This is a genomic window from Streptomyces sp. NBC_01363 (assembly GCF_026340595.1).
Taxonomy (GTDB): domain Bacteria; phylum Actinomycetota; class Actinomycetes; order Streptomycetales; family Streptomycetaceae; genus Streptomyces.
In genome coordinates, this window is record NZ_JAPEPF010000001.1 from 2,910,339 (window position 1) to 2,923,755 (window position 13,417).

Genomic DNA, 13,417 nt, shown 5'->3' on the forward strand with positions numbered 1-13,417 from the left:
GCAAGGAGGCCGGAGACTTCCGCCCAGTGGCGGGCCGTGCGCCGCGGCGGCCCGCTTAGGGTCGCATCATGGAGACTCCCGAAGCGAGCAGGTCCCGGTGGCGGTGGCTGCCGCACCGCGGACGCGGCCGGTGGACCGCGGGCCTGGCGGCGCTCGCCGTGCTGGCCGGTGCGGGCACCTGGAACGCCGCGGCCGACGACAGCGGGCCCGCCGTGCACCGCCAGGACCGGATGATGAAGGCCGACGGGGTGTCCATCGACACCTCGTACTTCACCGCCGGGGGCAGCGGGCGCCGGCCCGCCGTGCTGATCGGGCACGGCTTCGGCGGCAGCAAGGACGATGTGCGGGCGCAGGCCGAACAGTTGGCCCGCTCCGGGTACGCCGTGCTGACCTGGTCCGCCCGAGGGTTCGGCAAGTCGGGCGGCGACATCGGGCTCAACGACCCCGACCGCGAGGTCAAGGACGTGTCCCGGCTGATCGACTGGCTCGCGGACCGGCCCGAGGTGGAACTCGACGCGAAGGGCGACCCCCGCGTCGGGATCACCGGGGCTTCCTACGGCGGAGCCGTCTCGCTCCTCGCCGCCGGGTACGACAAGCGCGTCGACGCCGTCGCACCGCAGATCACGTACTGGAACCTCGCCGACGCCCTCTTCCCCGACGGGGTCTTCAAGAAGCTCTGGGCCGGAGTCTTCGTCACCACCGGCGGCGGCTGTCAGAAGTTCGAGAAGCGGCTCTGCGAGATGTACGAACGGGTCGCCGTCAGCGGAAAGCCGGACGCCGCCGCGCGTGCGCTGCTGACCGAACGGTCACCGAGCGCCGTCGCCGACCGCATCGAGGTGCCCGCGCTCATCGTGCAGGGACAGTCCGACTCCCTCTTCCCGCTCGGCCAGGCCGACGCCATGGCCAAGGCCATCAGCGGCAACGGCGCACCGGTCGCCGTCGACTGGATCGCCGGCGGGCACGACGGCGGCAACCTGGAGACAGACCGCGTCCAACGGCGGATCGGCGACTGGTTCGACCGCTACCTCAAGGACGACAAGGGCGCCGACACCGGGCCCGGCTTCCGCGTCACCCGCACCGGAGGCATCGACTCCACCGACGGGGCCACCCTGGTACGCGGGGCGAGCAGCGACACCTACCCGGGGCTGGACAACGGCACGCGCAACGTCGACCTGGGCCGTCGCACGCAGACCTTCCGCAACCCCGCCGGGGCCAACCCGCCCGCCATCTCCGCCGTCCCCGGAGTCGGCGGCGGTCTCGCCCAGCTCTCGTCGCTCGGCGTCGGGCTCTCGATCGACTTCCCCGGGCAGTACGCCCGCTTCGACTCGGCCCCGCTGGACAGCACGCTGAGCGTCACCGGCTCACCGACCGTCCGGGTCGACGTCGAGGCGCGGCAGGGCGACGCGGTGCTGTTCGGCAAGGTGTACGACGTATCGCCGGACGGCAAGCAGCAGTTGCTGCCCTCCCAGCTGGTCGCCCCCTTCCGGATCACCCCGGACCAGCAGGGCAAGGAGATCCGGCTGACCCTCCCCGCCATCGACCACCGGTTCGACGCGGGACACCGGCTCCGCCTCGTCCTCTCCGCCACCGACCTCGGCTACGCCTCACCGGCCGAGCCGACGACGTACACCGTGACCCCGGCCGGCCCGCTGACCCTCCCCACCGCCCCCGGCCTGAAGACCGCGCCCGCCACCCTGCCCTGGTGGACCTGGGGGCTCCCGGCCGCCGCCGTGGTGATCGCCGCCCTGCTGCTGCTCACCGCCCGCCGCCGCACCGCGGCGCCCGCACCCGATCCGGCGCTCGCCGACGTACCCCTCCAGATCACCGGCCTGTCGAAGAAGTACGCCAAGTCCAGCGACCGGTACGCCGTGAAGGAACTGTCCTTCCGGGTCGAGAAGGGGCAGGTGCTCGGCCTCCTCGGTCCCAATGGTGCGGGCAAGACCACGACGCTGCGCATGCTGATGGGGCTCATCACCCCCGACGACGGCGAGATCCGGGTCTTCGGGCAGGCCATCCGGCCGGGCGCACCCGTACTGTCCCGGGTCGGCTCGTTCGTCGAGGGCGCCGGATTCCTGCCGCACCTGTCCGGGCGCGCCAACCTGGAGCTGTACTGGCAGGCCACCGGGCGTCCCGCCGGGGACGCGCACCTGGAGGAGGCCCTGGAGATCGCCGGGCTCGGCGACGCCCTGGCCCGCGCCGTCCGTACCTACTCGCAGGGTATGCGGCAGCGGCTCGCCATTGCCCAGGCCATGCTCGGCCTGCCGGACCTGCTCATCCTCGACGAACCGACCAACGGCCTCGACCCGCCCCAGATCCGCGAGATGCGTGACGTGATGATCCGCTACGCGGCCGGGGGCCGGACCGTCATCGTCTCCAGCCACCTGCTCTCCGAGGTCGAGCAGTCCTGCACCCACCTCGTGGTCATGGACCGCGGCCGGCTCGTCCAGGCGGGCCCGGTCGCCGAGATCACCGGCTCCGGCGACATGCTGCTCGTCACCACCGCGCAGGAGGTCGCCGAACCGCTCGTGGAGAAGATCGCCGCCCTGGCCGGGATCGGCTCGGCGGTCCGCACCGCCGACGGCCTCGGACTGCTGGTCCGGCTCGACGGCGCCACCTCGTCCGGGCTGATCGCCGAACTGGTCCGGCTGGACGTGCCGTTGACCGGTGTGGGGCCGCACCGCCGCATGGAGGACGCGTTCCTCACCCTGATCTCCGGAGGCTCCGCATGAGTGCCGCAGTCGAACTCACCGGGAGCGCCGAAGCCCCCGGCTACCGCGCCCGGCGCACCCTGCCGCTGCGCGTCGAGGCGGTACGCCAGCTGCGCAGGCGCCGCACCCTGCTCATGGGCGGGGTGCTGGCCGCGCTGCCGTTCATCCTGATCATCGCGTTCGCGATCGGCGGCACCCCGGACTCGCGGGGCGGCGCCGGCGACCGGATCACCCTGATGGACACCGCGACCTCGTCCGCCGCGAACTTCGCCGCGACCTGCCTGTTCGTCTCCGCCGGGTTCCTGCTCGTGGTCCCGGTCGCGCTGTTCTGCGGGGACACCGTCGCCTCCGAGGCGAGCTGGTCGTCGCTGCGCTATCTGCTGGCGGCGCCCGTGCCACGGGCCAGGCTGCTGTGGAGCAAGCTCGTCGTGGCCCTCGGCTTCAGCCTGGCCGCGATGGTGCTGCTGCCGCTCGTCGCGCTGGCCGCGGGAGCCGTCGCGTACGGCTGGGGGCCGCTCGAACTGCCCACCGGGGGAGCGCTCGCGGCCTCGCAGGCCGTGCCACGGCTCGCACTCGTCGTCGCGTTCGTCTTCGTGTCCCAACTGGTCACCGCCGGACTGGCGTTCTGGCTGTCCACGAAGACCGACGCCCCGCTGGGGGCGGTCGGCGGCGCGGTCGGGCTGACCATCGTCGGCAATGTGCTGGACGCCGTCACCGCACTCGGGTCCTGGCGCGAATTCCTGCCCGCGCACTGGCAGTTCGCCTGGGCCGACGCGCTCCAGCCCGGCATCGAATGGGGCGGCATGGTCAAGGGCGCGGCGATCTCGGTGACGTATGCCCTGATCCTGTTCGCTCTCGCCTTCCGCGGGTTCAGTCGTAAGGACATCGTGTCCTGAGCCTGACGTTCCGCCGCTCGCCCGGCCCCCGTTGCCGCATCGAGACCCATCCGCAATGTCCTCGTCTGCTCCCCGGCGCCGTCTCGCACGTCACATTCACAAGTGCTGGCACGACGACGTTGGGGGCAGGCGATGGAACGCCGGACAGGCAAGTACACGAAGCGGTACGTGCGGACATGGCAGGGCGCGCTCGGGGTGCTGCTGGCGGGCGGGGTGCTGCTCACCGGGTGCTCGGGGACGTCGACCGGGAGCAAGTCCGCCTCCGACGGCCGGGGCGGCGGCGGCCCGCTCCCGGCGCCCGCTCCCGCCGCGTCGGGCGGCGCCGCCGACAGCGACGGGGCGAAGAAGCAGGACGGACTGCGGGAGTCCGCACCGCCCGACTACCTCTCCACCTTCGCCCTGGACGTCGACACCGCCTCGTACGGCTACGCGCGCCGCACCCTCGGCGACGGCGGCCTGCCGGACCCGTCCACCGTGCGGCCCGAGGAGTTCGTCAACAGCTTCCGCCAGGGCTACCGGCGCCCGGACGGCAACGGCTTCACCGTGAACGTCGACGGGGCCCGCGCCGGGGGCGAGGGCGGCGACTGGTCGCTGGTGCGGGTGGGCCTGGCCACCCGGGCCGCCCCCGCCCGTGACGAACGCCCGCCCGCCGCGCTCACCTTCGTCGTCGACATCTCCGGCTCGATGGCCGAGACCGGCCGCCTCGACCTGGTGAAGAAGTCGCTGGGCATCCTCACCGACGAACTCCGCGACGACGACTCGGTCTCCCTGGTCACCTTCAGCGACGAGGCGAAGACCCTGCTGCCGATGACCCGGCTGCGGGACCACCGCGGCAGGATCCGCGACCGGGTCGACTCCATGGAGGCCACCGACTCCACCAACGTCGAAGCCGGTATCCGCCGCGGCTACGAAGAGGCGGTCGACGGCCGGGTCGAGGGTGCCAACAACCGGGTCGTCCTGCTCTCCGACGCCCTCGCCAACACCGGCGAGACCGACGCCGATGCCATCCTGGAACGCATCGGCTCCGCCCGCCGCGACTACGGCATCACCCTCTTCGGGGTCGGCGTCGGCAGCGACTACGGCGACGCGTTGATGGAACGGCTCACCAACAAGGGCGACGGCCACACCACGTACATCGCCGACGAGGACCAGGCCCGCAAGGTCTTCGTCGACCAGCTGCCCGCACACCTCGAACTGACGGCGCGCGACGCCAAGGCCCAGGTCGCCTTCGACCGGGACACCGTCGAGCAGTTCAAGCTCATCGGGTACGAGGACCGCAAGGTCGCCGACGAGGACTTCCGCAACGACCGTGTCGACGGCGGCGAGGTCGGCCCCGGCCACACGGTGACGGCGCTCTACGCCGTACGCCTCAGGGCGGGCGCCTCCGGCCACGTGGCGACGGCGACCGTGCGCTGGCTGGACCCCAGGACCCGGGCACCGCACGAGCAGCAGGGCACGGTCGGGACGAACGCGATCGACGGCCCGCTGTGGGGCGGTGACAGCAAGCGCCTCCAAGTGACCGCGGCCGCCGCGTACTTCGCCGAGTCGCTGCGCGGCGAACAGCTGCCGGGCGCGCCCGGACTCGGTGAACTCGCCTCGCGGGCGAGGGAGCTGGCGTCCGGGACCGAGGACGAGTCGGTGCGGAAGCTGGCGACCATGATCGGACAGGCCGACCGGCTCAAGGGCGGCTCGGGCGACGGCGGTTCCGGGGGAGCGCCGGAGGGCGAACTGGACTGAACGGGGAGCGGCGGCACGCCCGCCGAGGACATGATGGCCACCATGTCCTCCTCCCTGTTCCTGGCGCTCGCCGTGATCACGACGGGCCTCTACGCCGGATTCATGCTGACGTTCCTGATCGCGATCATGCCGGGCATCGCGGCACTGCCGGACGAGCGGTTCACGGCCGCCATGCGCCGCTTCAACGAGAAGGTGCCGGGTCCGGCCTTCCTGGTCCTCTTCCTCGGCGTGATCGCCTTCCCGGCCGTCGTGGTCCTCGGCGGCGACGGCGGCTCGGACCGGGCGCTCGCCGTCGTGGCGCTGGTCTGCGCGGTCGCCGGCCACCTGATCACGATCGCCGGCAACATCCCGCTGAACAAGGCGCTCGCGGAGTCCGAGGGAGGCGACGACAGCGCGGCCCGCGCGGCGTTCGAATCCCCCTGGAACAGGCTCCACCGGGTCCGGACGGTCCTGTCCCTCGCCGCGTTCGCCCTGCTGGCCGTGGTCGGGGCGGAGTTCTAGTCCGGTGGGCCGGTCCCTTCGCGCGAAGGAACCGGCCCACCGGACGCCACGCCGCTCAGAAGTTGAACTTGTCGATGTTCCCGCGGTCGAAGACGGTCGGCTTGCCGAGGATGACCTCGCCGTCCTTGCCGACCGTGTACTCACCGAGCCTGCCCGCCTTGAACTTCTCCCCCTCGGTGCCGTTGATCTGCCCCGACGCCAGCGCGGCGGCGGCGTACGAACCGAGGAGGCCCAGCTCCTCCGGGTTCCACAGCGAGAACTGCTCGACGGTGCCGTCCTTGACGTACTTGCGCATCTGGTTCGGCGTGCCCAGTCCGTTCAGCACGACCTTGCCCTTGTACGAGGAGTCGCTCAGGTAGCGGGCGGCGGCGGCGATGCCGACGGTGGTGGGCGAGATGATGCCCTTGAGGTCCGGGTACGCCTGCATCAGGCCCTGCGTCTGCTGGAACGACTTCTGGTCCGCGTCGTCCCCGTACGCCACCTTCACCAGCTTCATGTTCTTGTACCTGGGCAGCTTCAACTCGTCCTGCATGAAGCCGATCCAGGTGTTCTGGTTCGTGGCGTTCTGGGTGGCCGAGAGGATCGCGATCCTGCCCCGGTAGCCGATCTGCTCACCGAGGTGCTGGACCAGGCTGCGACCGATCTCCTCGGAGCTCGCCTGGTTGATGAAGAGCTGGCGGCAGTCCTTCGCGGTGTCGGAGTCGTACGCGACGACCTTGATGTTCTTCTTCATGGCCTGCTTCAGCGGGCCGCACACCGCGTTGGGGTCGTTGGCCGCCACCAGGATCGCGTCCTGGCGCTGCTGGATCAGCGTGTTGATGTAGCTGACCTGCGAGGAGGCCCCGGCGTCGGACGGGCCGACCTCCTTGCCCGTACCGCCGAACTCCCGGGCGGCCGCGATGCCCGCGTCGTCCACGATCTTCTCGTACGGGTTGTTGATCTGCTTGGGCAGGAAGGAGAGCTTCAGGCCCTTCTTCAACGGCGCGTCCGGATCGGCCTTCGCCGTCGTCCCGGCCTTCGCGGAGCCCTGGTCCGCGCTGTCCTTCGTGGTGCCGGAACAGGCGCTCAGGGCGAGAGCGAGTGACACGGCGGTGGCGGCGGTCGCGACGGCGCGGCGTCCGGCGGCGGTGCGGAGCATCATGGCGACGGTGTGCCTTTCGACGGGATACGGAAGGGGAGTTCAGGACTGGGCGTTCGCGGCGCGCCGGTGCCGTCGTTCGACGACAGCGGCGATCACCCGGGGGGTGAGGACGGACGCCACGAGCAGCAGGCCGGTCACGATCACCTGCACCTCGTTGGCGATGTCGTTGAGCGTCAGGAGGTTCTTCAGCACCCCGATCAGCAGCACCCCGGCGACCGCGCCGAAGAGGGTGCCCTTTCCGCCGTCGAAGTCGATGCCGCCGAGCAGCACGGAGGCGATGACGAGCATTTCGAAGCCGAGCCCGTTGTCGGCGCGGGCGCTGCCGTACCGCAGGGTGAACAGGACACCCGTGAACGAGGCGAACAGCCCCGTCACGACGAACAGCAGCAGCTTGATCCGCTTGACCCGGATGCCCGCGAAGTACGCAGCCTCCTCCTGGGCACCGATCGCGAACAGCGAACGGCCCAGGCCCGTGGCGTGCAGCACGATCGCGGTGAGCACCGCGAGGACGGCGAACAGCAGGACCGGGTACGTGACGAAGGTGCCGGGCACCGTGGTGGTGTCGACCGCCCAGTCCGCGTACGTCCGCGGGAAGTCGGTCACCGCGTCGCTGCCCAGCGCCACCGAGGCCAGCCCGCGGTAGAGGGCCAGGGTGCCGATGGTGACGGCCAGCGAGGGCAGCCCCACCCGGGTGACCAGCCAGCCGTTGAGCAGCCCGCCCGCCACGCCCACCAGCAGCACCACCGGCACGATCGTCTCGAAGGCCCAGCCGGCGTTCCACAGCGCACCGGTCAGCGCGCTGCCCAGGCCCAGCATCGAGGCGACCGAGAGGTCGACCTGACCGGCGACGACGAGCAGCGTCATCGGCAGGGCGATGATGGCGACCTCGGCGATGTCGTTGAAGGCGAACGCGAGGTTCTCGCCGGAGCCGAAGCCGTCCGTGGAGCCGAGGCCGATGACGAGTACCGCCACCAGGAGCACGCCTACCGCGGTGTCCCAGCGCAGCGCCAGGCTCCGTATGCGGCCACCGGCGTCGTTGCCCGTCGTCCGGGCTGCGTTCGCCGCCTTCCGCGTCTCAGGCGCCGTTCCCATGCCGGGCGCTCCTCTTCCTCAGTGCGGCGGTCATCCGCAGGTTCACGATCCGGTCGGCGCTGATGGCGAGCAGCAGCAGCGCACCGGTGATGGCGCCCTGCCAGAAGGAGTCGACCTTCAGCACGACCAGGACGCTGCCGATGGTGGTGAGCAGCAGGGCGCCCAGTGCCGCGCCCCAGACCGTGCCCGTACCACCGGTGATGGCGACACCGCCGACGACGACGGCGCTGACGACGGTCAGTTCCCAGCCGTGCGCGTTGTCCGCGACGACCGTGCCGAACCGGGCCAGCCACAGGGCCCCGGCGAAACCGGCGACGGCCCCGGAGAAGGCGTACGCGGCAAGGATCCGGCGGCGGATCGGGACCCCGGCGAGCACGGCGGCCTCGGGGCTCGAACCGATCGCGTACAGCTCCCGGCCCGAGCGGTGGTTGCGCAGGAAGTACGCGGTCGCGGCGAGCAGGACCAGGGCGATCAGCGGCAGATACGGCACGCCGAGGACGCTGCCGCTGCCGAGCCCCAGAATCGGGTCGGGCACCTCGGCGGCGCCGATCTGGTCGCCCTGCGCCCACCAGTAGTCGACGCCCTGGATGATGTAGAGCATGCCCAGCGTCACGACGAGCGCCGGGACCCCGCCGAAGCTGACCAGGGCGCCGGAGACGAGCCCGCAGACCACGCCGACGGCGACGCCGAGCAGCAGCACGGCGAGCACACCGTGGTCCGTCCCGGCGACGAACCTGCCGCAGGCGAAGGCGGAGAGACCGACGACGGAACCGACCGACAGATCGATGTTGCGGGTGATCACGACGGCCGACTGGCCGACCGCGAGCAGCACCAGGATCGAGGCGTTGAGCAGCAGGTCCTTGATGCCCTGGTCGGACAGGAACCGCGGATTGGCGACGTACGTGCCGAGGATCAGCAGGACGAGCGCCCCGGCGACGGAGATCTCACGGGCCCGGAACACCGCGTCCACGAGCGAGGAGGCGCCGCGCGCCGGAGCCCCGGAGCCGATGCCCGGCGGACCTTCGACGGTGGTGGTCATGCCACCGCCCTTTCGCCCAGTCCGGTCGCCGCGGCCATGACCGTCTCCTCGGTGGCGCTCCCGCGCGGGAGTTCGGCGACGAGCCGGCCCTCGCGCATGACGAGCACCCGGTCGGCCATCCCGATCACCTCGGGCAGGTCGGAGGAGATCATCAGCACCGCGAGCCCGTCCGCCGCCAACGAGGAGAGCAGCCGGTGGACTTCGGCCTTGGTGCCGACATCGATGCCACGGGTCGGCTCGTCGACGATGAGTACGGACGGTTCGGTCGCGAGCCACTTGGCGAGCACGACCTTCTGCTGGTTGCCGCCGGACAGCACGCCGACGGCGTCGGCGAGGCGGTGGTACTTGAGCTGGAGGCGCACGGCCCAGTCGGCGGCCCGGTCGTGCTCCAGGGCGCGGCGGACGAGCCCGCGCCTGCGGACGTCGCCGAGGCCGGTGAGGCCGATGTTGCGCTCGATGGACAGCTCCATGACGAGCCCGCGCTGACGGCGGTCCTCCGGTACGAGCGCGAGTCCGGCGGCCATCGCGGCGGTGGGCGATCCGGGGCGCAGCACGGTGCCGTCCACCCGTACCTCCCCGGCGTCCGCGCGGTCGACGCCGAAGACCGCCTGGGCGACCTCGGTCCGTCCGGCGCCGACGAGCCCGGCGAGCGCGACGATCTCCCCGCGCCGGACCTCGAACGACACATCGCGAAAGACGCCCTCGCGGGTCAGCCGGCCGACCGACAGGGCGACTTCGCCGACCGTCGCGTCCTGCTTCGGATAGAGGGCGTCCAGTTCGCGGCCGACCATCCGGCGCACCAGATCGTCCCCGGTCAGTCCGGCCAGCGGCTCGCAGGAGATCCGGCGGCCGTCGCGCAGCGTCGTGACCCGCCCGCACAGCTCGAAGATCTCGTCGAGCCGGTGCGAGATGAACAGCACGGCCGCACCCTCGTCGCGCAGCGTCCGCACCACGGAGAAGAGCCGGGCCGTCTCGCCGCCGGTGAGCGCGGCCGTCGGCTCGTCCATGATCAGGACCCGGGCGTCGAAGGAGAGCGCCTTCGCGATCTCGACGATCTGCTGGTCCGCGATGGAGAGCCCGCGGGCCGGCCGGTCGGGCGCCAGGTCGACACCGAGCCGGCGCATCAGCCCCGCGGTGGTCCCGCGCACGGCGCGGCGGTCGATCCGGCCGAGGCCGCGCCGGGGCTGACGGCCCATGAAGATGTTCTCGGCGATCGACAGGTCGGGGAAGAGGGTCGGTTCCTGGTAGATGACGGCGATCCCGGCATCGCGGGCGGCGGCGGGCCCGTGGAAGGCGACGGGCTCGCCGTCGAGCAGTATCTGTCCGCTGTCCGGGCGGTGCACGCCGGCGAGCGTCTTGATGAGGGTGGACTTGCCCGCGCCGTTCTCCCCGGCGAGCGCGTGGACCTCGCCGGGGAGGAGGGACAGGGACACGTCGTGCAGGGCGCGTACGGCGCCGAAGGACTTGCTCACGTCCTTCAGCGCCAGGACCGGGGCGACGGGGACCGGGGCCGGGGGCGGGCCCTTGGCGGGCTGGTTCATGGAGGCTCCTCAGCGGTGGCACGCGCGGGTGGAGCGCGGTGTCCACACACCGTGAAAGGATTCAATGAGGTAGCTCGGAAGCTAGACGGGGACTGCGGGCGCAGTCAATGGTCCGGCGGTGTGCCTGTTGCCCGTCGCCGTTCCGCGCCCGCTTGTCAGGGGCCGGGGTAGGACGCCAGCGTGCGCTCGATGCCGGTCCGGACGAAGGCCCGCGCGAGACGGCCGCGCCTGATGCGCCACGCATCGGACGTGCGGTGCGGACCGGTGCCGTACCGGCGGTGGTGGATGTCGCGGACCACCTCGTCCGGCGCACCCCACTCGGCCAGCACCTCCAGCGCCTGCCCCTTGGTGATGAGTCGTCCGTCCCGCAGGGTGACCGAGGCCCGCGCGAGCGTCAGCAGCCCGAGGTCCACCCAGATGTCCCTCAGCCAGAGCGAGGGCCGGGCGCTCGCCGGATACCAGAAGCCCTTCAGATCGCCCCGGACGAACTCCGCCAGCTCCCGGTCGGTCACCTCCGCGACGAGCCCGGCGGGCCCCGGACCGAAGAGCGACAGCCCGCCCGTGCTCAGCTCCCGCCTGCTGACCGGCGTGACCGGCCGCTCGAACAGCCGGGACTGCGCCCAGGTCACATGGTCGCGTCCGGCGTCCGGCAGCTGCGAGCGCACCACGTAGGAGCAGTGCAGCCCGGCCGCCCCCGGCACCTGTGAGATCAACGTGCGGTGCAGCTCTTCGAGCTGCTTCCGCTGCGGGCCGGTGACCGGCGCGCCCACCAGGGCAACGAGGTCGAGGTCGCTGCGTCCGGGCTGGTAGTCGCCCAACGCCAGTGACCCGTGCGCCCAGAGGGCTTCCAGGGGGACGACGCGACCGGCATCGGCGGTGAACCGTTCCAGCAGGTGCCGGGTGGACTGCGCCTCGGAAGCATCCATGGAACCGACCATGACACGGAGCGGGCCCGGCCGGACAGTGCCCCGGAGGGTCGTGGCGCGCGCATCCTGCTGCTCAACTCCGGCCTCGGTGGCCGGATTTCGTCGCCCAGTGTTCGCCGGTCGTTCGCGTGGCAGAGCTGTAACGGTCGCTTCGGGGAGGCAACCGTCGCGTGCCGCCGCCGGTCTGAGACTGCACGGTGCCGGTGCTTCATCGACGCACCGCACTGTTCATCCGAACCTTCCGAAACCCGAACGAAGGAGTGCATGTGGCATCCCGTGCCCTAGGAACCGCCGTGGTCCTCGCCATCACCGTGGCGACCGCCGTGACCACCTTCCCCACCGCCCAGGCGTCGACGCCCGCCCACGCCACGACCTCGGTGTCGGCGTCCGCGAACGGGGCGGTGCCCGCACCGACCCCGCGCCGCGACGACTTCAACGGGGACGGCTACCCGGACCTCGCGTTCACCGCGCCGGGTGCCACGGTCGACGGCAGGACCAAGGCCGGATACGTGGGTGTGGTGTACGGCTCCAAGAACGGACTGCAGACCTCCACCAAGCAGGTCTTCACCCAGGACTCGCCCGGCATACCGGACGCCGCCGAGAGCGGCGACGCGTTCGGCAGCTCCATGGTCTCCGCCGACCTCGACAAGGACGGCTACAGCGACCTCGTGGTCGGCGCGGGCAACGAGAAGATCGGCACGTTCAAGGAGGCCGGCTCGCTCACCGTCATCTGGGGTGGTGAGAAGGGGCTCTCCGGCGGCGCGACCCTCCTGACCGGCGATCAGGAGTACGACGGGGTCGGCTCCCAGACCGCCGTGGGCGACTTCGACGGCGACGGCGCCATGGACATCGTCACGCTCGGGCTGGGCAACATCCGCGTCCTGTCCGGCCCGTTCAAGCGCGACGGCAGCGCGGCGGCCCCCGCCCGGAAGATCCCCGACATGGACGATCTGCGCTACATGGGCATCGCCGCGGGCGACTTCAACGGCGACGGCCGCGACGACCTGGCCGCCGTCGTCCACGACGGCGACGAGTACGACGCCCGGCGCATCCTCATCCGCAACGGCGGCGCCACCGGCCTCGCCGAGGACTACACCACCGTCAACCGGCCCAACGGCTACCGCCTCCAGGGCGGCGAGACCATCACGGCCGGCCACATCAACGGGGACAAGTACGCCGACCTCGTCGTGGGCCGCACGGTCGAGGGCTACGACAGCGATCTGGACTACCCGCTCGCCCTGGGCGGCATGATCACCTACGTACCGGGCAGCGCCACCGGGCCGCGCGGCGACCGGGCCAAGGTCTTCAACCAGGACAGCGCCGGTGTCCCCGGCGCCGCCGAAGTGCATGACGGATTCGGCGCGTCCCTGTCGATCGGCGACATGAACGGCGACGGCTACGGCGACATCGCCGTCGGCGTCGCCCAGGAGGACATCGGCACGAAGAAGGACGCGGGCTCGGTCCTGGTCCTCCCCGGCACCGCGTCCGGCCCGACCGGGACCGGCACGGTGGGCTTCAACCAGGACACGGCGGACGTCCCCGGGGCGGCCGAGGCCGGCGACCTGTTCGGCGGCGCCGCCAAGCTGGTCGACGCCAACCGCGACGGCCGCAGCGAACTGGCCGTCGGCGCCCCCGGCGAGAACAGCGACGCAGGCTCCCTGTGGGTCTTCCCGACCACGGCGGCGGGCCTGACGGCCAAGGGCTCGTTCACCTTCGGCCACGGCACGCTGGGCACCGTGGGAACGTCCGCGACGCTGGGATCGTCGTTCAACCGCTGACCGCACGGGAACGGGGGTGGGGCCGGCCCCACCCCCGGGAGTCGGGCAGCGGGTATGT

At 71.8% G+C, this 13,417-nt stretch carries 10 protein-coding genes; 5 read left to right on the plus strand and 5 right to left on the minus strand.

Annotation, left to right across the window (positions count from 1 at the left end; genetic code table 11):
- The first annotated feature begins 68 nt into the window (after nucleotides 1-68).
- From OG611_RS13530 to OG611_RS13545, 4 genes are all read left to right on the plus strand, one after another.
- Complete coding sequence (locus OG611_RS13530; protein WP_266419011.1) at nucleotides 69-2,729, plus strand: alpha/beta fold hydrolase; 2,661 nt, start codon at nucleotides 69-71, stop codon at nucleotides 2,727-2,729.
- Nucleotides 2,726-3,604 (plus strand): ABC transporter permease, encoded by an 879-nt coding sequence (locus OG611_RS13535; protein WP_266419013.1) that lies wholly within the window; start codon nucleotides 2,726-2,728, stop codon nucleotides 3,602-3,604. The genes OG611_RS13530 and OG611_RS13535 overlap by 4 nt, the downstream gene beginning before the upstream one ends.
- 132 nt (nucleotides 3,605-3,736) lie before the next feature.
- Entirely contained in the window at nucleotides 3,737-5,341 is a 1,605-nt protein-coding gene (locus tag OG611_RS13540; RefSeq protein WP_266419015.1) for a von Willebrand factor type A domain-containing protein, read from the plus strand.
- A gap of 30 nt (nucleotides 5,342-5,371) precedes the next feature.
- Nucleotides 5,372-5,842 (plus strand): DUF1772 domain-containing protein, encoded by a 471-nt coding sequence (locus OG611_RS13545; protein WP_266419018.1) that lies wholly within the window; start codon nucleotides 5,372-5,374, stop codon nucleotides 5,840-5,842.
- 55 nt (nucleotides 5,843-5,897) lie between these two features.
- Here OG611_RS13545 and rhaS read toward each other — a convergent pair whose 3' ends face one another.
- The 5 genes from rhaS to OG611_RS13570 form a co-directional block, all read right to left on the minus strand.
- A complete protein-coding gene (gene rhaS, locus OG611_RS13550) occupies nucleotides 5,898-6,983 on the minus strand; it encodes a rhamnose ABC transporter substrate-binding protein (RefSeq protein ID WP_266419021.1) in 1,086 nt (361 codons plus the stop codon).
- Nucleotides 6,984-7,022: 39 nt separating this feature from the next.
- Nucleotides 7,023-8,075 carry an ABC transporter permease gene (locus tag OG611_RS13555; protein ID WP_266419024.1) on the minus strand — a complete coding sequence of 351 codons (1,053 nt, stop codon included), beginning with the start codon at nucleotides 8,073-8,075 and terminating at the stop codon, nucleotides 7,023-7,025.
- The gene (locus tag OG611_RS13560; protein ID WP_266419027.1) at nucleotides 8,059-9,114 is read right to left on the minus strand and encodes an ABC transporter permease; all 1,056 of its coding nucleotides are present in this window, start codon (nucleotides 9,112-9,114) and stop codon (nucleotides 8,059-8,061) included. Before OG611_RS13560 ends, OG611_RS13555 begins: the two co-directional genes overlap by 17 nt.
- Nucleotides 9,111-10,655 carry a sugar ABC transporter ATP-binding protein gene (locus OG611_RS13565; RefSeq protein WP_266419029.1) on the minus strand — a complete coding sequence of 515 codons (1,545 nt, stop codon included), beginning with the start codon at nucleotides 10,653-10,655 and terminating at the stop codon, nucleotides 9,111-9,113. The genes OG611_RS13560 and OG611_RS13565 overlap by 4 nt, the downstream gene beginning before the upstream one ends.
- A gap of 155 nt (nucleotides 10,656-10,810) precedes the next feature.
- Nucleotides 10,811-11,581, minus strand: coding sequence for a nucleotidyltransferase domain-containing protein (locus tag OG611_RS13570; protein WP_266419031.1), 771 nt, complete (start codon nucleotides 11,579-11,581; stop codon nucleotides 10,811-10,813).
- 266 nt (nucleotides 11,582-11,847) lie between these two features.
- Between OG611_RS13570 and OG611_RS13575 the strand changes: the two genes are divergently transcribed.
- Nucleotides 11,848-13,359: an FG-GAP and VCBS repeat-containing protein gene (locus tag OG611_RS13575; RefSeq protein ID WP_266419034.1), complete on the plus strand. Its 1,512-nt coding sequence runs from the start codon at nucleotides 11,848-11,850 to the stop codon at nucleotides 13,357-13,359.
- The last annotated feature ends 58 nt before the right edge of the window (nucleotides 13,360-13,417 follow it).

What these genes read in the sequence shown, in the direction of transcription:
- OG611_RS13530 (WP_266419011.1), top strand. Translation starts at nt 69, where the DNA reads ATGGAGACTCCCGAAGCGAGCAGGTCCCGGTGGCGGTGGCTGCCGCAC.
- OG611_RS13535 (WP_266419013.1), top strand. Translation starts at nt 2,726, where the DNA reads ATGAGTGCCGCAGTCGAACTCACCGGGAGCGCCGAAGCCCCCGGCTAC.
- OG611_RS13540 (WP_266419015.1), top strand. Translation starts at nt 3,737, where the DNA reads ATGGAACGCCGGACAGGCAAGTACACGAAGCGGTACGTGCGGACATGG.
- OG611_RS13545 (WP_266419018.1), top strand. Translation starts at nt 5,372, where the DNA reads ATGATGGCCACCATGTCCTCCTCCCTGTTCCTGGCGCTCGCCGTGATC.
- rhaS (WP_266419021.1), bottom strand. Translation starts at nt 6,983, where the DNA reads ATGATGCTCCGCACCGCCGCCGGACGCCGCGCCGTCGCGACCGCCGCC.
- OG611_RS13555 (WP_266419024.1), bottom strand. Translation starts at nt 8,075, where the DNA reads ATGGGAACGGCGCCTGAGACGCGGAAGGCGGCGAACGCAGCCCGGACG.
- OG611_RS13560 (WP_266419027.1), bottom strand. Translation starts at nt 9,114, where the DNA reads ATGACCACCACCGTCGAAGGTCCGCCGGGCATCGGCTCCGGGGCTCCG.
- OG611_RS13565 (WP_266419029.1), bottom strand. Translation starts at nt 10,655, where the DNA reads ATGAACCAGCCCGCCAAGGGCCCGCCCCCGGCCCCGGTCCCCGTCGCC.
- OG611_RS13570 (WP_266419031.1), bottom strand. Translation starts at nt 11,581, where the DNA reads ATGGATGCTTCCGAGGCGCAGTCCACCCGGCACCTGCTGGAACGGTTC.